This window comes from Bacteroidota bacterium, assembly GCA_016706865.1.
Classification (GTDB): domain Bacteria; phylum Bacteroidota; class Bacteroidia; order Chitinophagales; family BACL12; genus UBA7236.
In genome coordinates this window covers 1,727,466-1,750,111 of sequence record JADJIS010000003.1, presented here as the reverse complement: position 1 = coordinate 1,750,111, position 22,646 = coordinate 1,727,466, and the positions used below count along the sequence as shown (strand labels likewise).

14 protein-coding genes are annotated in these 22,646 nt (G+C 35.9%); 8 read left to right on the top strand and 6 right to left on the bottom strand.

Annotation, left to right across the window (positions count from 1 at the left end):
• The first annotated feature begins 85 nt into the window (after positions 1 to 85).
• The 4 genes from IPI31_16920 to IPI31_16905 all read left to right on the top strand — a co-directional run bounded on the left by IPI31_16920 (position 86) and on the right by IPI31_16905 (position 7,462).
• A complete protein-coding gene (locus IPI31_16920; GenBank protein MBK7569506.1) occupies positions 86 to 2,683 on the top strand; it encodes a valine--tRNA ligase in 2,598 nt (865 codons plus the stop codon).
• Positions 2,684 to 3,576: 893 nt separating this feature from the next.
• Entirely contained in the window at positions 3,577 to 4,128 is a 552-nt protein-coding gene (locus tag IPI31_16915) for a hypothetical protein (protein MBK7569505.1), read from the top strand.
• Positions 4,129 to 4,263: 135 nt separating this feature from the next.
• On the top strand, positions 4,264 to 6,660 hold the full coding sequence (locus IPI31_16910; GenBank protein ID MBK7569504.1) for a TonB-dependent receptor: 2,397 nt from the start codon (positions 4,264 to 4,266) through the stop codon (positions 6,658 to 6,660).
• A gap of 22 nt (positions 6,661 to 6,682) precedes the next feature.
• Entirely contained in the window at positions 6,683 to 7,462 is a 780-nt protein-coding gene (locus IPI31_16905; protein MBK7569503.1) for an enoyl-CoA hydratase/isomerase family protein, read from the top strand.
• A 639-nt stretch (positions 7,463 to 8,101) separates the two neighbouring features.
• On the opposite strand, the gene bioA is transcribed toward IPI31_16905, so the two are convergent.
• The 5 genes from bioA to IPI31_16880 all read right to left on the bottom strand — a co-directional run bounded on the left by bioA (position 8,102) and on the right by IPI31_16880 (position 14,277).
• On the bottom strand, positions 8,102 to 9,316 hold the full coding sequence (gene bioA / locus IPI31_16900) for an adenosylmethionine--8-amino-7-oxononanoate transaminase (protein MBK7569502.1): 1,215 nt from the start codon (positions 9,314 to 9,316) through the stop codon (positions 8,102 to 8,104).
• Positions 9,317 to 9,365: 49 nt separating this feature from the next.
• On the bottom strand, positions 9,366 to 9,986 hold the full coding sequence (bioD, locus tag IPI31_16895; GenBank protein MBK7569501.1) for a dethiobiotin synthase: 621 nt from the start codon (positions 9,984 to 9,986) through the stop codon (positions 9,366 to 9,368).
• Positions 9,987 to 10,015: 29 nt separating this feature from the next.
• A complete protein-coding gene (locus IPI31_16890; GenBank protein ID MBK7569500.1) occupies positions 10,016 to 10,945 on the bottom strand; it encodes an amidinotransferase in 930 nt (309 codons plus the stop codon).
• A gap of 76 nt (positions 10,946 to 11,021) precedes the next feature.
• On the bottom strand, positions 11,022 to 11,909 hold the full coding sequence (locus tag IPI31_16885; protein MBK7569499.1) for a 3-hydroxybutyryl-CoA dehydrogenase: 888 nt from the start codon (positions 11,907 to 11,909) through the stop codon (positions 11,022 to 11,024).
• Positions 11,910 to 11,931: 22 nt separating this feature from the next.
• The gene (locus tag IPI31_16880; protein MBK7569498.1) at positions 11,932 to 14,277 is read right to left on the bottom strand and encodes a T9SS type A sorting domain-containing protein; all 2,346 of its coding nucleotides are present in this window, start codon (positions 14,275 to 14,277) and stop codon (positions 11,932 to 11,934) included.
• Positions 14,278 to 14,354: 77 nt separating this feature from the next.
• On the opposite strand from IPI31_16880, the gene IPI31_16875 reads away from it, so the two are divergent.
• On the top strand, positions 14,355 to 15,284 hold the full coding sequence (locus tag IPI31_16875; protein MBK7569497.1) for a hypothetical protein: 930 nt from the start codon (positions 14,355 to 14,357) through the stop codon (positions 15,282 to 15,284).
• A 57-nt stretch (positions 15,285 to 15,341) separates the two neighbouring features.
• Positions 15,342 to 16,073 (top strand): T9SS type A sorting domain-containing protein, encoded by a 732-nt coding sequence (locus tag IPI31_16870; GenBank protein MBK7569496.1) that lies wholly within the window; start codon positions 15,342 to 15,344, stop codon positions 16,071 to 16,073.
• Positions 16,074 to 16,331: 258 nt separating this feature from the next.
• Here the strand turns inward: IPI31_16870 and panB are convergent, their stop codons facing one another.
• Positions 16,332 to 17,159: a 3-methyl-2-oxobutanoate hydroxymethyltransferase gene (gene panB / locus IPI31_16865; GenBank protein MBK7569495.1), complete on the bottom strand. Its 828-nt coding sequence runs from the start codon at positions 17,157 to 17,159 to the stop codon at positions 16,332 to 16,334.
• Positions 17,160 to 17,526: 367 nt separating this feature from the next.
• Between panB and IPI31_16860 the strand changes: the two genes are divergently transcribed.
• Both IPI31_16860 and IPI31_16855 read left to right on the top strand, forming a co-directional pair.
• Positions 17,527 to 19,809, top strand: coding sequence for a CRTAC1 family protein (locus tag IPI31_16860; protein ID MBK7569494.1), 2,283 nt, complete (start codon positions 17,527 to 17,529; stop codon positions 19,807 to 19,809).
• Positions 19,810 to 19,931: 122 nt separating this feature from the next.
• Positions 19,932 to 22,310 carry a CRTAC1 family protein gene (locus IPI31_16855; protein MBK7569493.1) on the top strand — a complete coding sequence of 793 codons (2,379 nt, stop codon included), beginning with the start codon at positions 19,932 to 19,934 and terminating at the stop codon, positions 22,308 to 22,310.
• Positions 22,311 to 22,646: the final 336 nt, after the last annotated feature.

The following is a 22,646-nucleotide window of genomic DNA, read 5'->3' as shown; positions in this document are numbered from 1 at the left end:
ATTTGCATGTTCAGAATAGAATTTCCATCGAATATAGTATGCTTATCCTCCAAAATCCTTTGTAAATCTTATTTTTGCACTCAAGATGGAAATTTCGAAAACATATAGCCCTGCCGAGATTGAGGACAAATGGTATAAACACTGGATGGATAAAAAATACTTCCATTCCGAACCTGATGGACGTGAACCTTACACAATTGTGATTCCGCCACCAAATGTTACCGGCGTGCTCCATATGGGCCATATGCTCAACAATACTATTCAGGATGTATTGATACGCCGTGCGAGAATGATGGGTAAAAATGCATGTTGGGTTCCGGGAACCGACCACGCAAGTATTTCCACTGAGGCAAAAGTTGTGGGTATGCTTCGCGAAATGGGGATCAAAAAAAGCAGTCTCTCCAGAGAAGAATTTTTAACCTATGCATGGCAATGGAAAGAAAAATACGGTGGTATTATTCTACAACAATTAAAAAAACTTGGCGCATCATGCGATTGGGATCGAACAAGTTTTACTATGGATCCGGGGTATTATGAAGATGTTGTAAATGTATTTATTGAATTATATAACCGTGGATATATCTATCGTGGATTGCGCATGATCAACTGGGATCCTGAAGCAAAAACAGCATTGAGCAATGAGGAAGTTTTTTATAAGGATGTAGTTTCAAAATTATATTTTGTAAAATATAAAATAAAAGGTTCCGATGATTTTATTACGGTTGCAACTACAAGGCCGGAAACCATATTAGGGGATACTGCAATTTGTGTTCATCCTGATGATGAACGTTATAAAAATTTTGTCGGCAAAACTGCTTTGGTTCCTATGATTGATAGAGAAATACCAATCATAGCGGATGAATATGTGGAAAAAGATTTCGGGACAGGTGCATTAAAAGTTACTCCGGCGCATGATGAAAATGATTATGAACTCGGAAAAAAACATGGGTTAGAAGTAATTGATACTTTTAATGATGATGGCACCTTAAATGAAAATGCAAAATTATTTATTGGTCTCGACAGATTTGTTGCAAGAAAAAAAGTAGTTGCACTTTTAGAGGAATTAACTCAGCTTATTAAAATAGAAGACCTTAAAAATAATGTTGGGTATTCTGAACGCACAGATGCTGTTGTAGAAAAAAAATTAAGTATGCAATGGTTTCTTTCCATGAAAGAAATATCTGCACCTGCGTTGGAAAATGTAATTAATGGTAATATAAAAATTCATCCGAATAAATATATCAATACCTATAAACATTGGATGGAAAATGTGCGCGATTGGTGCATATCGCGTCAACTTTGGTGGGGACATAGAATTCCGGCATGGTATACCGAGACCGGAGAATATGTTGTTGCTAAAACGAGGCCGGAAGCGGAGGAAATATTAAACAAAAAAAATATTGTATTCACCACCTTAAATCAGGATGAAGATGTGCTTGACACCTGGGCCAGCAGTTGGTTGTGGCCTATAAGTGTATTCAACGGAATGCAGGATGATAAAGGGGAGATCAATTATTATTATCCAACAAATACTTTAGTAACCGCCCCCGAAATTTTATTTTTCTGGGTTGCGCGGATGATAATTGCCGGTTATACTTTTAGAAACAATAAACCATTCAGCGACGTTTATCTCACAGGAATCGTACGCGATAAACAACGCAGAAAAATGAGTAAATCCCTCGGCAATTCACCCGACCCTTTGGATCTTATTGAACAATACGGAGCTGATGCAGTGCGTTTGGGGATGTTATTGTGTTCTCCGGCGGGAAATGATATTATTTATGATGAAAAATTAATTGAACAAGGAAGAAATTTCAATAATAAAATATGGAATGCACTTCGACTTATTGTTGGTTGGGAAATTGTTGAAGGAGAAAATAAAAATAATATTGCAGCGATCGATTGGTTTGAGGCTAAATTAAATAATACAGTTACCACCGTTAATACTCATTTTGATGATTTCAGAATTAGTGATGCATTAATGGAAATGTATTCCTGTATTTGGGACGATTTCTGCAGCTGGTATCTTGAATTTATCAAACCCGAATTTGGAAAACCGATCGACGAAATTACCTATCAGAAAACTGTTGCATTTTTTGAGAGGATATTAAAATTATTGCATCCGGTAATGCCATTTATTACGGAAGAGATCTATCATATTTTAAAGGACAGAAAAGATGATATAATTGTTGCAGATTATCCGGTGTCCATTAAATCAAATGAATCGCATTTGAAGCAAGGTGAAATGGCAAAGGATATTATTGTAAAAATAAGAGATGTGAGGGCAAAGAATAATATTAGCCCTAAGGAAACCTTATCACTTTTTATTGCAGGTGATATCAAACACTTTGAAAAAGTAAATTACCTGATAACCAAACTTGGAAATATTAGCAATTTCGAATCCACTTCGGCGGATATTGAAAATTCTGTTTCTTTTATTTCCGATGGACAAACTTTTTATATACCATTTGATAAAAAAATTGACGTTGAACAAGAGCGTTCTAAATTGCTTGAGCAGATCAATTATCAAAAGGGATTTTTAAGCAGCGTGGAAAAAAAGCTCAGCAACCAGCAATTTGTTTCCGGGGCACCCGCAGCAGTAGTAGAATCCGAAAAAAAGAAAAAATCCGACGCAGAGGAGAAGATCAAAATGTTGGAGGAGACGTTGAGGAAGTTGGGATGAGGAGTGGGCAGTAGGCAGTAGCAGTTGGCAGTTTGTAACATTGATGAATTTTGCTTCGAATTGAAACTGTTTTCGCAGTCGCAGTCACAGTCACAGTCGCGGGTTATAGGATTGGTGATTTTCCTTCGGGTGGAGGTTGGTAGAGTAAACAGTTAACAGTGGGCAGTTGGCAGCTTGTAAAATTGATGAATTTTGCTTCGAATTGAAACTGTTTTCGCAGTCGCAGTCGCAGTCACAGTCACAGTCACAGTCGCAGTTTTTAGGATTGGAGATTATCCTTCGGGTGATTTTGGGGGAGTTAACAGTCAACAGTGGGCAGTTGGCAGCCTGTAGCACTGGGGCGACTCGCTTCGAATTATAATTTTCGAAAAATTTTAAAGTTTCTATACTTTATATCTAAAAAACAATTTCTGATCCAAAATCAAATCGATCCCGTGTCCAGTGTCTCGATTCCCGTGTCCCCTGAGTTGGCAGTTTGTAACATTGATGAATTGTCCTTTCCTACCAAGCATAGTTTTTAATAAGAAATTAATTTCTAATCCTACTCAAACCTATCCTACTTCCTATTTCCTGCTTCCTAAGTCTTTTTATGGCAAATTGAGTCATCACCAAACAATAATCTCAAGCCATTGGATGTTGCCATACGTCTATTTTCCGGTCTACGTGCCTGTTCCCGTCGCAAGACGGACAGGCATCGGTACATTGGTACATCTTTTTGGCTGTTCATTGGTACATTTTCCCAGACGTTCCCGTCAGAAAAGGAGCTGCCAAGCCTGGGTAAAATTTTGCGGCTGTTTAATTCTCCATTCTCAATTATCCATTCTCAATTAGTTTCACTACCTTTGCACCCTCAAAATTAACTTCTAACAAAAATAACCAAAAACCAATTTATTATGAAAAAGGGAATTATTGCCGTTTTGGCATTATCTACTACTTTGTTTATGACCTCTTGCGGCAAAAAAGGCGGCTTAAGCGAAGAAACAAAAACTGCTATGACTACATTTGAAACCAGCTGGACAGCTGCTGAAACTCAAATGACTGCATTTGGAACAACATTTACCACTACTACAGGCGAAATGAACAAAATGATGGATGAGAGTATGGCAATGGACATGAGCAAAATGAAACCTGCTGATAAAGCAAGTTGTGACTCGATGATCGCTATGTGCGGAACTATCAAAGCGGGTACTGAAGGAATGAAAACTGCTTACGCTGCAGCAATGGAACAGTGGAAAGCTGACACTCAGGCTTATGCTGACTGGAAGAAAAAAGGACATGATGAGAAAATGGATGATGCTACTGCAATGGCAGGTTTAACTGAATGGAATGCTAAATTAACAACCTGGAATGAAACTATGACCGGTTGGAATGAGCAACTTATCAGCATGCAAGGTGCTTGCAAAGCAACTTGCGATAAAATGATGCACTTAGGAATGCCTATGTAAATCAAGATATAAAATAAGAAAAGGCAGCCTCGTGCTGTCTTTTTTTATGCCCTGTTCATAAGCAAACTCCCGGAATTTCAGTTTATCGAACTCATTCCATTTCGATTTACTTACATTTGGCTGAAATTTACACACATGAAAATAAGTTATTTTCTCCTCCTTGTTTTGATCCCGGTTATTTCCTTTTCTCAGGATATTACACAAACCATACGAGGTAATATCACTGATAAAGAATCTAAAGCACCACTTATCGGCGCAACTGCAGTTTTATTTAAGGATTCTGTTTTGTTGCAAGGAAATTATTCAGATGAAAATGGTAATTATCGTTTTGAGGAAGCTCCTGTTGGTCGTGTTTCCATAAGATTTTCTTTTGTAGGATTTAATGATGTATTTATTAATAATGTGGTAGTTACAACCGGTAAGGAAGTGATACTCAATATTGAAATGGAAGAAAATGCAGAAAAATTAGAGGCAGTAACTATTTCTGCGGATAAAAATAATGGAGAAGTAAATAATGAAATGGCTGTTGTGAGTGTGCGCACTTTCAGTGTGGAAGAAACTGATCGGTATGCGGGTAGTCGGGGTGATCCTGCGAGAATGGCAAGTAATTTTGCCGGTGTTCAGGGAGCCGATGATTCGAGAAATGATATTGTGGTAAGGGGAAATTCACCTATTGGTGTTTTATGGAGATTGGAAGGAGTGGATATTCCGAATCCAAATCATTTTGCAATTGCTGGAACAACCGGAGGACCTGTTTCCATAATTAATAATAAATATCTCAGCAACTCCGATTTTTTTACAGGCGCATTTCCGGCAGAATATGGAAATTCCATTGCCGGAGTTTTTGATCTTAATATGCGCAAAGGAAATGATGAAAAATCGGAATTCAGTGGACAGTTAGGTTTTTTGGGAACGGAATTATTTGCTGAAGGTCCAATCAATAAAGAAAATCATTCTTCTTATTTGGCTAGTTTCAGATATTCTACTTTGAAGATATTTCAATTCATGAATTTGGAGATAGGAACAAGCGCTGTACCGAATTATTTCGATGGGGCATTTAAATTAACTTTCCCGAATAAAAAAGGTGCAATTAATCTGTTTGGTGTAGGTGGAAAAAGCGATATTGATATTGTGGTGAGTGATTATACGAAAGCAGAAACGGAATTATATGGCGATAGCGACCGGGATCAATATTTTGGCACAAGTATGGCCACTGCCGGTATTTCCTTTGCACACCAAATAAATGCAACTACTTATGGAAAAGCAGTTGTTGCATATTCCTGGCAGGAAAATCATGCAGATCATGCTTTGGTTTATCGCGACCCGGAATTTAACATTGATAGTATTGTTTCCAATATGGGTTATTATTTTAATGACCAGAAAATTTCGGCAATTTATAATCTCAACAAAAAAATAAATAATAAAAATAGTTTTAAAACCGGTATCAGTGCAGAAAATTATTTATACGATCATCTCGACTCCAATTTGAATTTATTTACCTGGCAATTTGATAACAGGTACAATTTTAAAGAAAATGCCTTTTTTGTTCAGGCTTATTTCCAATGGAAATATAAAGTGAATGAAAAAATGGTTTTAAACGGCGGTTTGCATGGTCAGGTATTTACATTAAATGCAAATTCTAAATCTATTGAACCGAGGGTTGGATTAAAATATGATCTGAACAAAAGATCCTCTGTTAGTTTAGGAACGGGTTTGCATAGTCAGATGCTTCCGAGTTATCAATATAGTTATCAGCAGAAACAAACAGATGGAAGTTTTTTAACTATCAATAAGGATGTGGGTTTTATTCGAAGTTTTCATTCAGTGTTGGGTTACGACAAAGCATTAACAGAAAATTTCAGACTTAAAGCAGAGGTTTATTACCAATATTTATTTGATGTTCCGGTGGAAATAGAACCTTCTGCATTTTCTCTTGCTAATGAGGGAAGTGGATTTTCAAGATTTTTCCCAGACTCACTTCAAAATATCGGCACAGGTAAAAACTATGGTTTGGAATTGACACTGGAAAAATTTTACTCTAACAATTTTTTCTTTTTAATAACTGGATCGGTATATAATTCTTTATATACCGGAAGTGATGGAGTGGAACGCAAAACTGATTTTAATGGTGGATATGCGGGTAATTTATTGGGAGGATATGAACTTACCATAAATAAAAAAGATGTACTCACCACAGGAATAAAACTAACTTATGCAGGAGGTAAACTTACAACGCCGGTGGATGAAAGCGCTACCGTTGCTGCAAAAGAATTGATATTTATCGATTCACTAACTAATACGGTTAAACTCAAAGATTATTTCAGGGTTGATCTGAAACTGGCATACCGGATGAATGGAAAGAAAAACCATATTACACATGAACTGGCAATTGATCTTGTGAATGTTTTTGGCATTCAGAATGTGTTGGGATTAACCTATGCGCCTAATCCCGCCGATCCAACTGCAAGTCCTGTGAAAGAAGAATATCAACTGGGTTTTTTACCTTTGTTTTATTATAAGATCGATTTCTGAATTTTTAATATAAATAATATTCATGTACGAAACTATCCTGTATTCTTCTGACTCAAAAATTTGCACTATACGTCTCAACAGACCTGATAAACGCAATGCATTTAATGCACAGTTGGTAAATGAATTAAAATCAGGGATATCTGCTGCTGATAATGATGAGGAGATTAAAATAATAATTTTGAAAGGGGAGGGGGAAGTTTTTAGTGCCGGAGCCGACCTTGCATATTTACAATCCATGCAAAATAATTCCTATGAAGAGAATTTAGCTGATTCGAAAAATTTGATGGAATTATATCATTTGATCTACACACTTTCAAAACCTGTTATTGCTCAAATTGAAGGCCATGCTATTGCGGGTGGATGTGGACTCGTTACTGTGTGTGATTTTGCATTTGCTATCCCTGAGGCACAATTCGGATATACAGAAGTTAAGATCGGATTTGTTCCTGCAATTGTGATGGTATTTTTATTGCGAAAAATAAACGAACGTTCGGCCAAGGAATTATTGTTGAGTGGTAAACTTATCAGCGCAGGACAAGCTATGGTTGCAGGATTGATAAATGGTGTAGTTGGAAAAGAGAATATCAACCAACATGTTTTGGAATTTGCAAATAATCTTATCACAAACTGCAGTCGCGAATCCCTAAAAGCAACAAAACAAATGATAGCAGCTGTGCAGGAAATGAAATTGGAGGATGCATTAAATTATGCTGCAGAGGTAAATGCAAAAGCACGGAGCACTGAGGATTGTAAACACGGCATCGAAACTTTCCTCGCTAAAAAAAGACCACAGTGGAAATAGATCACGGATTATAGAATTGGAGCACGGATTATAAGGATTAAGGGATTTCACGGATTATGTGTATTCTTTAATCCTGATACTTTAATTAAATTTTTGGATCACAGATTTTATGGATTTCGCGGAATTTATATGTTTTATAATTGTAATTCTGGGTCAGTATTAAAAGTTGTGGAGTTAGATATTTCATATTAGATGTCTCATATTAATTAATTTGGTTTGATTTTGGTCATAACTTAAGACTCCATCTACAAAAAGGGATTTTTGATCCTCCATAAAAATTTAGGGAGCTGACAGTGGGCTAGCGTGGTGTGGTTAGCCCATTTTGAAAAAATAATTTGATTTTAGATTTAATTCAAAAAGCAATAACATGGTGTGGGCGCCTTTTGGTCGTTTAGGACATACCCCCTTGTGGATCCCGCCAATGAATTCGTGGGAGGGTTTTGGCGCTACCTTTTTAACAAGAAAAAGGTAGCAGAAATTGATGTAACTGTAATTAATAATATGAGGCTTGATTTTGATTTTTAGAGAGTATAAATAAGCTTTTAAATTGATTCAAAATAATGCTATGATGGATGTTTCCCAGAAAATGAAAGGTGTCCCGGATCTCATGACTTATATATATTCTGTAATTGTATAACTTTATTTATAATCCAATATGGAAGTATAAACATAATTCAATTGTTCCTCACTGATACAATATGGAGGCATAATATATAAAGTATTTCCCAGCGGCCTTAGTAATATTCCCTTCTCTAAAAAGTAATTATATAATGAATCGCGTTCAGAGTTAAAATAACTGGTTTGTGTTTTTGTTTTGACATCGAAGGCTAAAATTGTTCCTTGTTGACGTATATTTTCAAATCGAGGGTGTTGTAATAATTTAGCAGTAAATTCGGTATGTTGTTTTTGAATGGCATTAATTGAATCAATAAAACTTCCTTTTTCTACCAGATCCAAACTCGCCAAGGCTGCTGTGCATGCCAGGGGATTTGCAGTGTAGGAATGCCCGTGGTAAAATGTTTTCATTTTATCCTCAGCGTAAAATGCATTATAAATAAATTGGGCGCAAGCAGTAACTCCTAATGCCATTGTTCCACCTGTAAGGCCTTTGCTAAGGCACATAATATCGGGCGGAATTTCGCAATATTCAGATGCAAACATTATTCCTGATCTGAAAAATCCTGTCATCACTTCATCTGCTATGCAAATAATATTTTTTTCTTTGGCTTTTTGGATCAAGGTATTTAAGATTTCCGGTTCATACATCAACATTCCACCGGCACCTAATATCAAAGGTTCATAAATAAATGCGGCAATATCATTTTCGGTAATTGCGTTTTCAAATGCCTTTAAACATTTTTTCTCTTCCCCTTTTAGAGGCAGAGGAATAAAGATCACATCAAATAATTTATCGTGAAAAGCTTTGGTAAATGCTCCGCGATCACTAATACTCATACTTCCAAAAGTATCGCCGTGATAGGCATTTTCGAATGCGATTATTTTAGTTTTTGGTTCTCCAAGATTATACCAATATTGTAAAGCCATCTTAATAGCAACTTCCACACTTGTTGATCCATTATCTGAATAAAATATTTTGGAAATATTTTCCGGCAAATGATCTTCCACTAATCTTTTAGCCAGATTTAATGCAGGATCATGCGTAAATCCTGCAAAAATTACATGTTCTAAGATCTGGTGTTGTTCAAAAACCTTTTGTGCAATATAGGGATGCGCATGTCCGTGTATATTGGTCCACCAACTGGAAATTGCATCAATATAACTTTTATTTTTATCGTCGAAGATCAGGGCTCCTTCGCCGCGAACAATTTTAATGGGCTCTGCGGCAAGTTTCATTTGGGTGAAGGGATACCAGATATATTCAGTATGTTTCAATACTTCACTTTTAGTAAGAGTTAGAACTGGATTTTAATTTCTCCGCATTCCTTTTAATAAATCCTTTGTCAATTACGTCCTCATATTCCACTCTTCCGTATATCTTAAGATTTGTATAATTTTTTATAAAACTTTCTGATTCCTTATTTTCAATACCATTAAAAATAATTCCGGCGATAGGAATGTTGTGTAATTTTAATACCTCCGTAGTTAATAATGTATGATTAATACTTCCCAAATAATTTTTAGAAACTAATATAACGGTAAGCTCGAATTTTTTAATTAGGTCGATCATTAAAAAATTGCTATTCAACGGAACCATTAATCCTCCCGCACCTTCTACAATAAGGTTATTTGGTGTTTGAGGTAAAATAATATTATTGATATCTATTTCTGTATTTTCCAATTTCGCAGCGGCGTGGGGTGATAAGGGATTTTTGAAACAATAACTCTCGTCAAAAAAACGTGTTTTGGAATTTGAAATAAGGTTTTTTACCCGTTGTGTATCTGTATATTCTAATCCTCCACATTGAATTGGTTTCCAGTAGTCGGCTTGAATTGCTTCAGCCAATACTGCAGAAACTATTGTTTTGCCTACATCGGTACCTATACCTGTTACAAAGTAATTCATTATTTTCTGGGATTTTATTTCTATTTATATCAATACACCATCATTTTCATACAAAATACACTGCCGCCGCTTTTCATAAATTCTCCCGTTTCCACTTCCATTACACTATGCGCACTTTGTTGAACAATATTTAGAGATACTGGATTATTTCTTTGAATTATAGCCGCAGAACCCATTTTATTTGTGCCATAAATAATATGTGCATTACATGCAAATCCATCAATTGCTTCCTGTTCCGGAATTTCATAAACACCCTCAAACATTTTTCTTATGATCGCAATAGATTCAGGAGAAAAAGCATCCGGAGCAATTAAAACCTCAGCATGATTTAAAGGAAGAAAACAGGTGTCAAGGTGATAATAATTTTCATTAATAAGTTCTAACGTAATAATAGGTGCATCCAAAGTGCGTGCAATTTCTTCATACACCAGTTTGTCGCTCCTAAACCCATAACCCCCATACAATAATCTTTTTCCCGGATGCGCTATCATATCGCCCATTCCTTCAAAGTGATATTTACTTTGCAGATCTACAATTTTATATCCGTGGTCTTTATAAAAATCTTCTATATAGGGAATTTCATTCTGACGATTCTCATGGCGCATTCTGCTCATTAAGGCAATTTTTTCGCCATTCCACATTACCCATGGAAAACTCTGATTGGCACAAAATACCATATCTTCCAATCCTTCCACACCATCAATTACATGTACCTCATCAAGATATTTTTGGGTCTTAAATCCTAAATAAGTATTTCGCAAGTTATCCCATTGAATATTTGCTTTTTCAGGATTTACATTTCCTTTTTGATTTTGCATGTGCACATTTTTTACATCTACTATGGTATAGTAGTTTGGCGTACACATCAACACTTTTCTCGGTTCCACTCTTGCGTCACAATCTTCCAATTGGAAATGTACTTCGTTTGTGCCATATGCTTTTGCAAATACTGGAGTCATTTTATTTTTAGTTTGATAATTTGTTAATTTAATAATTTAGGTATACGTATAAATTGAATAATTTTATACGTATTGTTTATTTTGTGAACCTGTTGGATAATATTAATTCTTTATTTCCAGCTTCGTATTTATAAAAACCTTCGCCTGATTTTACACCGAGGTATCCGGCTGTAACCATATTCACTAACAAAGGACATGGAGCGTATTTAGGATTTCCAAAACCGGTATGCAATACATTAAGTATACTTAAACAAACATCCAATCCAATAAAATCGGCAAGTTGAAGTGGACCCATTGGATGCGCCATTCCTAATTTCATTACGGTATCAATTTCATATACACCGGCCACACCTTCATACAATGAATAAATAGCCTCATTTATCATGGGCATTAATATTCTGTTGGCAATAAAACCGGGATAATCATTTACTTCAACTGGAGTTTTTTCGAGTTGTTTGCTCAGGTTCATGATCAATTCGGTAGTTGCATCACTTGTTGCATATCCTCTTATTACTTCCACTAATTTCATTAATGGAACAGGATTCATAAAGTGCATGCCAATTATTTTATCCGGACGATTAGTTACCGATGCAATTTTGGTAATGGAAATAGAAGAAGTATTGGATGCCAAAATGGTATTCTCGTTACAAATAAGATCCAGTTCTGAAAATATTTTTAATTTAAGGTCCACACGTTCTGTTGCAGCCTCCACAACAAGATCAGAATTTGCCGAATGGTCAAGAGAAGTGTAAGTGGAAAGATTTGCTAAGGTGTTTTCCTTATCGGCTGCTGTTATTTTCTCCTTGGCCACCATGCGGTCGAGATTGTTACTGATGGTTTGCACGGCTTTTTCGAGAGCGGTCTCTGAAACGTCGACAAGATTAACGGTAAAACCTTTCATCGCAAATACATGTGCTATCCCGTTTCCCATGGTACCGGCACCTATCACGGTAATATTATTCATCGCAAAATTAATTTGCGCAATATTAATGAATAATCATAAGCATTTGTGACGCAATTCTTTCAAAACCGCTGTTTTCAACATAGAGTTGATAAGTTCCTGAAGGGAGGTCTTTTACCGAAACACTTTGTGTGAGGTAATTTATTGGAATTGTTTTAACGGTATCGCCGGTGGAATTAATTATTTTAATAAGCAGATCACTGTTGCGTTCATTTAATTGTATGGAGATAATATTATCGGCAGGATTGGGAAATATTTTCATCAAATTATTATCCGTGATTTTTATTTCCAGAAAATCAGGGCAATTCATTGTTATGTCTAAAGGCTCATCTGGTAATGAGGAATTATAAATACCAAAGGTATATTCACCGGTTTGTAATTTACTCAATTCAAATGCTCCGCGTTTATCGTTGTTGTTGCCCCAATCATTTAATGTATAATTTGGATAAATTTCCCAGTCGCTTTCAGAATTACTTCTGTAAAATAATAAAAGACTATCCTCTACATTCGTAATTAAATTATTGTCGAGATAACCTCCGCCCAAATTTAACTGACCATTGTATAAAATTTTTGCAGTTGCATCAAAATCGGGTGGTATAGTTCCATTTATTTTCCAATATCTGTCGGGACTTAAATGTATACCATGATGTGTTGTTTTAAAGTTGTCGGCAGGTAACCAATATTGTTGCGCATAGATATAAACCGAATCTGTGATCGAATTTACCGTGATATCAATAAAAGCATTTTCCAATTCGTAAGTATCAGGAGCTTTAATTGTTATTTCATCTTCGGTAACTGCGTCGTTTATTTTTTCATCATAATCTATCACAGCATAAAATGCTTCAATATCCGGAAGATCAATTTGTGTATGTTCACCACTCACATATGCAGAATAGGTATTTACTTTTTGCCAATCAGCATCAAAAAATGTTATTGTTATTGGAACGTTATTACAATAATTTGTTGCGTGATGTAGTTTTTGTTCGATACAAATACTCATAAAAGTTCCGTAATCGGTATAACCGAAATCTTCAATTTCAAAACCGGGAAATCCGGCCTGGTATACCCATCCATCAAAAAAATCGTTCATGTCGATTCCGCTGCAGGTACTTAAATGGTCCCGCAAATCAGCTGCCGTTACAGATTGGAATTTATGAGTTTCCAAAAAAGAAGTGATACACTCAAAAAACAGATCATCACCTAAATATCCTCTTAAAGAATGTACAACATCAGCACCTTTTTTGTAGGTAGTTGATCCATAAGTATAAGTTTGAGGAACATTGGATATCGGGAAATAATTATTGCCATCCTGAGCGGCAGCATAATGTAAAACTTCCGTATGATTTAATTGCACCATATCTTTATAAGCCGCATCACCATATCGCAATTCATTAAATAAATGTTCGGAATAAACTGCCCATCCTTCATTGATCCACATTTCCTCTGCTTTGGAAGTAGTAATAAGATCACCCCACCAATGATGCGATAATTCGTGAACATATAAATTTTCCCATGTAGTGGTTCCATTTACTGCAAATAAAGGATAAGCAATATTCATTGCATGTTCCATAGCACCTCCGCTGAATGGAACAACGGAATATCCAACCCGATCCCAGGAATATGCACCATAATGTGTTTCAAAAGTATTTAATGCATTTTCCAGATTAATAAATGAATTATTCAGATCGGTACTATCTTCTGGTTTAACCGCAATTTCAATTGGAATATCTGCTTCAATTCCTTCGTATAATTTATGAACGGAAGTATAGGTGGAAACTGCAACACTTGCGAGATAACTTGGTATTGTTTGATTACAATTCCAGATCCATGTTATAGTGCCATCGCCATTATTTGTTTCACTTTCTAATAAACCTCCGCAATACGCTTTTTTATCATCTTCTGTAATTATTTCATATCGGTAAGTGGAACGTTCCACAAAATTATCAAAACATGGAAACCAGATTCTACCGAAATTATGTGGAATTGCATCAAATCCCACTCCTAATTGATAAGAATAATCTCCACTCCAATACCATCCTCCCCAACTGCCGTCGGCATCGGGAACTCCATGATAATAAATTATGATATCCGTGGAATCATTCGTATTTAAAACGGAAATAAAATCAATTAATAATAATTCAGCACTGTGATCATATATCAAATGTTCGTCACTTAAATTTTTAACGGAATCAACAGTTAATCCTGTAAAATCCAATGGTATTTGTGTGATATTATCCACCAGCGCTTTCAAACGAATTTGTGTGTTGCCTGAAATGGTATGTCCTGCATAATCTGTTATATCAAGACGGATAGTGTAATTCTTAATATCGATGGAATCGCTTATAGTAGGAGTAGCTGATCTTGCGTTCAAAAAACCGCAAATTATTACTAAAAATAAAAAATTCCTCAAAATTGATGCATGCATAGTTTTGTTATTTTTACACCTTAATGGTTGGTAAAATTAGGCAAATATTTGTTACGGCTTTGTTAATGTTATGGACGACAAACGTTTTTTCTCAGAATGAGGACAGTTTGTATCTTCCCGGCATCATTACCCTGGATTCTTTTATCCTTATAGAGGTTCGCGACGGATTTAATGTGGAAGATTTTATTGCCTTTACCCAAAGGGATAGTTCGTTTTATGAAGCTTTCCGCAATTTGCGACGGATCAATTATAATTCCGCCACCACTGTCAGAATGTTTGATGAGGAACATTTGAATGTGGCATCTTACAGCAACCGAACCTATCAGTATCTGGATAAAAATTGCAGGTGGATGGAATTTCCCTTTGAAGTAAGTAACGGCGATTTTTTCGATAAAAAAAAGGAAATGGAGTATTATACAGCTAGGGTTTTTTCCTATATCTTTTTATACAAGGATACCATTTGCAATAATATTGTTGACACAGATAATAATGCCGGAACCGATTCGAAACTGGAATTGCGCAAAGAGCAATTAAAGACCATGATCTTTAATCCGGGCGAACCTGTGGATGATATTCCATTAATTAAAAATAAAATGGAAATATTCAGTGAAGAAATGATCCCCTATTACGATTATTCCATTTCATCGCAGCGTTATGCAACGGGAGTTGATTGTTATGTATTCAGCATAAAGAAAAAACAGGAAGTACAAAAAGGGGAAGATGTAGTAATTAACGAATTAACCACCTGGTTCGATAAAAAGACCATGCAAATTGTCTCGCGGAAATATAGTCTGAGTTATTTTACATCTCTGTTTGATTTTGATGTCTCTATGGAGGTTAAATTATCGGTGGTAAATGGATATCAGGTGCCAACCTTTGTTCTGTATAATGGGTATTGGGATATTCCGGCAAGAAAACCGGAAATAGGTAGTGTTCAGATATATATTTGGTGAAGGGAAATAATTTTGTTCTTGATCTTTTTATTTATTTTTGATATTAATATAAATAGTATGAAAAAAATTATTGTTATTATTTTATTGGGTATAATAATTCATCCAAACGCAAAAACACAAATTGTAGCTTGTGGTGAAATACCATTACATTATACTACCGATTCGATGAGATTTTCTGTTGCCGACCCAATAAGTTTCGGCGATTCCATGATCACTTTTCATATCACAAATCTTCATGCTACGCAAGGTTTTGCATATCCCTTGGCAAAACTTGTTCCTGTAACTCCTCTTCCTGATGGTATGAGTTTATCTGTAAATAACTTACCATGGAGTGTTTTCGCATCCTCCTGGAATCCGGGTGAAACGAGACCCGTTTATATTTTTTATGAAGTGGAAGAATCTATTCCTCTGGATTATGAAGTCACCTTTGAAGTATGGGTGAGTAATTTAAGTCCTTTAATTATTGATTCCTGTTATTTTGAAGAAACATTTACCATTAATTTAAATCCATCCACAACAGCTATCAATACAGCAGAATTAAATAATAATTTAAGTTTATTTCCCAACCCTGCAGATAATTTTTTCCAATTGAATTGGGAAAATCAATTAACGGAAGATAATCAAATTAAAATTTTTAATTCACTTGGAACAACAATTTTGGAAACCACTGCAATTTCAGGCATAAATTCATTCGGAATGGATATTAAAAATTTACCATCAGGTATTTATTTTATTTCAATTTCGGAACTCAATAAGAAGAGGCAATTACTAAAATTATTAGTCGAATAGGGGATGGGACACTGGATAAAGGACACGGGACACGGGACTTGATATAGGACAAGGTAAAAGGACACAGGACAGCCTCGTCATAAAATATTAATTTAATTTCATTTTGGTACTTTAATGTTTCGTTAAACATTTTGACGTGCAAGTCATTGCGAGAAATTACGCAGTAATTTCGAAGCAATTTTCTTTCAACCTCTTCCTTCCTTAATCCTTCGAATCCTCTCCCCCTTCCCGACGCGGTCAGCAGGCGGGTTCGAATCTTCAATACTCTTCCATATCGTTGGGGAAATCGCCGGTTTTTACATCATCAATATAGGCGCCAACTCCTTTTTTAATTTCATCGTATAAATTTAGATATCGGCGTAAAAATCTTGGTTTAAATTCTTTGGTAATTCCCATCATGTCGTGCATTACTAATACTTGACCGTCCACTTTTCCGCCTGCCCCAATTCCTATTACGGGAATATTTAGGGAGGAGGCTACTTTTTCTCCTAAAGAGGCAGGAATTTTTTCCAAAACAAGTGCGAAACATCCTAATTGTTGTAGTAATTGTGCGTCTTCCGCTAATTTATTTGCTTCTTCCTCTTCCGTTGCACGAACGGTATATGTTCCGAATTTGTATATGGACTGAGGTGTTAATCCCAAATGTCCCATAACCGGAATTCCTGCGGATAATATCCTTTCCACCGATTCTTTAACCTCTCTTCCCCCTTCCAATTTAACAGCATGTGCACCCGATTCTTTCATAATTCTAATGGTTGATTCCAATGCAACTTTCGAATTACCCTGATAGGAACCAAAGGGCAGATCAACTACGACCAAACATCTTTCAATTGCCCGCACAACGCTGGAAGCATGATATATCATTTGTTCCAGAGTGATTGGCAATGTTGTTTCGTGGCCTGCCATAACATTACTGGCACTGTCACCAACCAGTATAACATCAATCCCTGCGTCATCAAGAATAGTCGCCATGGAATAATCATATGCTGTTAACATAGAGATCTTAACGCCATTTTCCTTCATTTCCTGCAGTGTATGCACTGTAACTCGTTTTACCTTGCTAAAATCTGGTTTTGCTGACGACATAGTTGTTAGTTTAACGGGCGAAAGATAGTGGAAAATGTACCAATGAACAGCCAAAATGTACCGATGTACCGATGAACAGCCGAAAATGTACCAATTAACAGCCGACTTCGCCTCGACCTTCCAAGTAAAGAAGAATTAGCAAATGAGCCAGAATGCTGCGCATTCTGCGTGGATTAGCAAATTAGCAAATGGAACAGCCTGCTTCGATTGGGAGTTTAAAGTACCACTGATTCTCAAGGCACTCAATTATCAACTTACCCAATTAACAAACTATTAAATGTTCTACCTCTGTAAAACTTTTTATAATCCTCTTTATTGCTGTTAAATCGCAGTACCTTTGCACCGCGTTAGGAAACTGCACATTATTATGAAAAAAACTATCCTTTATTCCCTCTTACCTGTTTTTTTTCTTCTGGTAATTTCGGGTTGTAAAAAAGAAAAAAAAGAACGCATTTTCGCTCAAAATACCATTGTTTATGATGCATCACTTCCGGGTAATCAGGCAATGGCGAAATATCTCGCTGATTGTAATGCGAATTATTTCAAACATCCTAAAAACAGATTTGCAAGTACAACACGTGCAGAAGATATGCTTGCAAAACCTGCCCCCAAAGAATCGAAAAAATTTGTGGAATGGAAAAAAGCTATTGGCGACGAATGGTTATTTGCAGGTGCAACTGAAAAAGCTATAGCAAGTTATGATGAGGCATTAAAAAAGGCTTCTGATGAAAATATAAAAGGTGATATAATTAAAGAAACCACCTTCATGAAAGCAGTTGCTTACATGCGTTTAGGGGAACAAAAAAATTGTATCGCAAATCATACGGCAGAATCTTGTATACTTCCAATTCAGGAAAGTGCTTGGTATGTTGTAAAAGATCCAACTATTGAAGCAGTAAAACTTTGGAAAGAAATTTTGGCCGAAAATCCTGAAGATCTTACATCCATGTTCTTATTAAATGTTGCATATATGAATTTAGGACAATATCCTCATGGTGTTCCTGCTGAATATGTAATTAAACCGGAAGTATTTAAATCGGATTATGAGATAGGAAGATTTCCAAATATTGCCGCTAATATCGGAGTTGATTTTATAACAAAATCAGGGGGAGTTTGTGTGGAGGATTTTAATAATGATGGTAATCTCGATATTGTTGCATCAGGTTGGTTTCTCGATGAACAATTAAAAATAATGATCAACAATGGTGATGGAACTTTTACTGATAAAACAGCAGAATCAACACTTACAGGCATTACAGGCGGCCTTGATCTGAAAGCTGCTGATTATAATAACGATGGATGGATGGATATTTTAATTCCGCGCGGTGCATGGTGGAACGATTTTGGAAAATTACCTGCAAGTTTATTGCGCAATAATGGTGATGGAACATTTACCGATGTAACGTATGAATCGGGATTATTTGAACATTTATATCCTACCCAATCCGCAGTGTTTGCCGATTTTAATAATGATGGTTGGTTAGATATATTTTTCGGAAATGAAACAAGAAGAGATACGGAAAAATATCCATGCGAATTATTTATCAGTGATGGAAAAGGAAAATTCACTAACATGGCAAAGGAAGCCGGAATTGATGTTTTGTGTTTTGCAAAAGGGGTAACTGCCGGCGATTATAATAATGATGGTTGGATGGATATTGCAATTTCTTCACAGGGAACAGCGAATTATTTATTTAAGAACGAAACCGGAAATAACAGCGGTAAAATAAAATTCGCCGATGTATCAAAAGCTGCTGGAATTGTAGGCCCTATCAAAAGTTTCCCGGTCGGATTTTTAGATTATAATAATGATGGTTGGGAAGATCTAATGATACTTACTTACGATGCAGATAATTGTGATTATGATAATGCATCTGAATATTTTGGAAAAACACCTAAAGGTGAATATTCCATTTTATATAAAAATAATGGAGATGGAACATTTACCGACATCACAAAAGAATTAAATCTCCAAAAAGCAATGACCGTTATGGGTTTTAATTACGGTGATCTGGATAACGATGGTTGGTTAGATATTTATTGTGGTACCGGAACTCCAAATTATACATCCCTGGTTCCTAAAATAATGTTCAGAAATAATGGGGGAAAATCATTTCAGGATGTAACAACTTCCGGTGGGTTCGGACACTTACAAAAAGGTCACGGAATTGGTTTTGGTGATGTAGATAATGATGGCGATCAGGATGTTTATGAAGATATGGGTGGCGGTTATGAAGGCGACGGTTTTCAGGGCGCATTTTATGAGAACCCTGGTCATTCTGAAAATAACTGGATCACGCTTAAACTGGTGGGCAATTTGGCAAATAAGGCCGCTTTGGGCTCTAAGGTTAAATTAACCCTCCAAAATCCCGATAATAGCACCCGCGAAATATATCTAGTTGTAAGCAATGGGGGAAGTTTTGGAGTTAACAGCGTGCAATTGGAGACAGGTTTAGGCAAAGCGGTGGCAATAAAACAAATTGAGGTTACCTGGCAAGGACCAAATGCAAAACAAGTATTTACTGATGTTCCCATGAACGGATTTGTAAAACTTACGGAAGGTCAGCCCGATTTTGAGATAATGACAACGCACACTTATAAATTTCAAACAATGCCTGCGGATTCCATGATGATGCATCATCACATGTAATTTGAACCAAAATCGTTTACAAAACATTTAGACAGCAGATAAGAAAAATTTAATCTTGTAGGAGCTGCTTTTTATAATAAAATCAATTAATACAAGAATTTTGCAAAACTAAAACCATTAAAATGTCAAAGAAAGGAAAACGTATACTGATCATCGCCGGAATTTTATTAGTTGTAGTAGGAGTTACTTCCTACGCAATGAAAAGCAAGATCATGAAACTTGTTAAAGGTGGTGATAATAAAAGAGTTGCCGCACAACAATCCGCAAAAATTGAACCCATAGCATGGGATCCATCTCAAAGCGGAAATGATGCGATGACGGCGTATTTACATAAAGTTTATGACCGGGTAAACAAACCGGGTCTTCGTTTTATGAATACTGCAATTGTAGAAAGTTTGTTGGACCAACCAATTCCTACAGACATTGACGGCAAGTTTACCTGGTATTTTGATGTTTGTGCTCAAATGTTGAATTGTGGTAAAGTTTCTGAATCAATAGAAAAGGTAAAAGCATTTGAAGCAGATCCTGATTTTAAAAAATTATCTCCTGAACAATATGGTAAATGGTACTACGGAAAAGGTTTAGTTTATCTGCGTCACGGTGAGGTGGAAAATTGTATTGGTATGCACAATGCAGAATCTTGTATCTGGCCTTTGTCAAAAGCTGCACAAAGTCAAATGAAAGATGGTCCTAATGGTGCAATTGAAGCATATACACAATGTTTAAAATACGATCCGAATAATCTTTCTGCAATGTGGTTATTAAATATTGCCTACATGCAAACAGGTGGATATCCAAATGAAGTTCCTTCACAATGGTTGGTGCCGGAAGCATCTTTCCAATCGGAATACGATGTTCCAAAATTTAAAAATATAGCCATCGATCTTGGAGTTGATAATCCGAATATGTGCGGAGGAGTTATACTTGATGATTTTAACAAAGATGGTTTGATAGATATATTTACTTGTGGTTGGGGATTAAAAGAAAGAAGCTTTTTATTGTTGAATAAAGGCGACGGATCATTTGATGATATTTCTGCAAAAGCAGGTATTGATAAATTCCCTGGTGGATTAATGATTCAGCAAACAGATTATAATAATGATGGTAATTTAGATGTTTGGATTTCACGTGGAGCTTGGTACAGCGAATTTGGAATTTTACCGAGTTCGATGTTGAGAAATAATGGCGACAGTACTTTTACAGACGTAACTTATGAAATTGGTTTGTGGAGCACACATCCATCTCAGGCATCAACCTGGGCTGATTTTAATAACGATGGTTGGTTAGATCTTTATATTGGTAATGAAGCTTCGCGGAAAGGTGATAAAAAGAACGATTGTATTTTATTCTTAAATGATAAGGGTAAATTCAAAGATGTAGCAAAAGAATCTAAAACCAATTTAAATGGTTTTGTGAAAGGTGTAACTTCAGGAGATTATGATAATGATGGAGATGCCGATATTTATGTTTCTGTTAACAGCGCAGCAAATCATTTATTCCGCAACGATACCAAAAAAGGAAGTATGAAATTGAAATTCACCGATGTTTCGGAAGAAGCAGGAATTTCTGGTCCTATTCAAAGTTTCCCTTGTTGGTTCTTCGATTATAATAATGATGGTTGGTTAGATATCATGAACTTTAGTTACAGTGCCAACGTGAGCGATGATGATATTCCTGCAGAATATTTAAACAAACCTAAAAAAGGTGATAAATCTGCAATTTATATCAATAATAAAAATGGAACATTTACCGATAAAGCGGATGAACTTGGTTTGGGAAATCGTTCATTCCTTGTAATGGGTAGCAGTTACGGCGATTTTGATATGGATGGTTATATCGATTTTTATGTAGGAACAGGTAAACCCGATATGAGAAGTTTAACTCCTAACAGAATGTTCAGAAATAATGCTGGTAAAGGATGGCAGGATGTTTCAACTTCTGCAGGTGTTGGAGTTTTACAAAAAGGCCATGAAATTTCTTTTGCCGATCTAAATAATGATGGATATCCTGAAATTTTTGCTCAAATGGGTGGAGCTTATGAAGCATCCGGATTTTACGATTGTTTATTTGCGAATCCGGCATCTTTTGGCAACAATTGGATCTCTATTGATCTGGTAGGAACTAAATCAAATAAAATTGCAAGAGGAGCGCGTTTAAGAGTAACAGTAACAGAAAACGGTGCTGATCACGATATTTATGAGTGGGTTACCAGTGGTTCCAGTTTTGGTGCAAATAGTTTGAGACAAGAAATTGGTCTTGGAAAAGCAACTGCCATTAAACAAGTGGAAATTACATGGCCAACCACAGGCGAAAAACAAGTGTTTAAAGACCTTGCAATGAATCAGCATATTAAAGTAACAGAAGGAAATAATCAATTTGAAACTTTAACATTAAATGTATTCGAATTCCAGTCAACACCTGAAAAATCATTTACACATAAAATGATGATGACTATGGATATGGGTGATGATAGATATATGGATATGCAACACGGTCATTAATCCAACTTATGCGATGGAACGAAGTGAACTATCGCATTAGTTGGATTTACCCCGAATAGAAAATCTACGATAACTTTTTTTTTAGACCCAGGTATCATAGATTTTCTTATTCGGGGTTATTTTTTGAATAGATCGATGGAACGAAGTGAACTATCGCATTAGTTGGATTTACCCCGAATAGAAAATCTACGATAACTTTTTTTTTAGACCCAGGTATCATAGATTTTCTTATTCGGGGTAATTTTTTAGAGATATTTAAGGTGTCGCAAATGCGGCATCTTTTTTTTGCGCAAGCCTCTGATTCACGTAAATTCCCTGTCATATCTGTTAAAATTT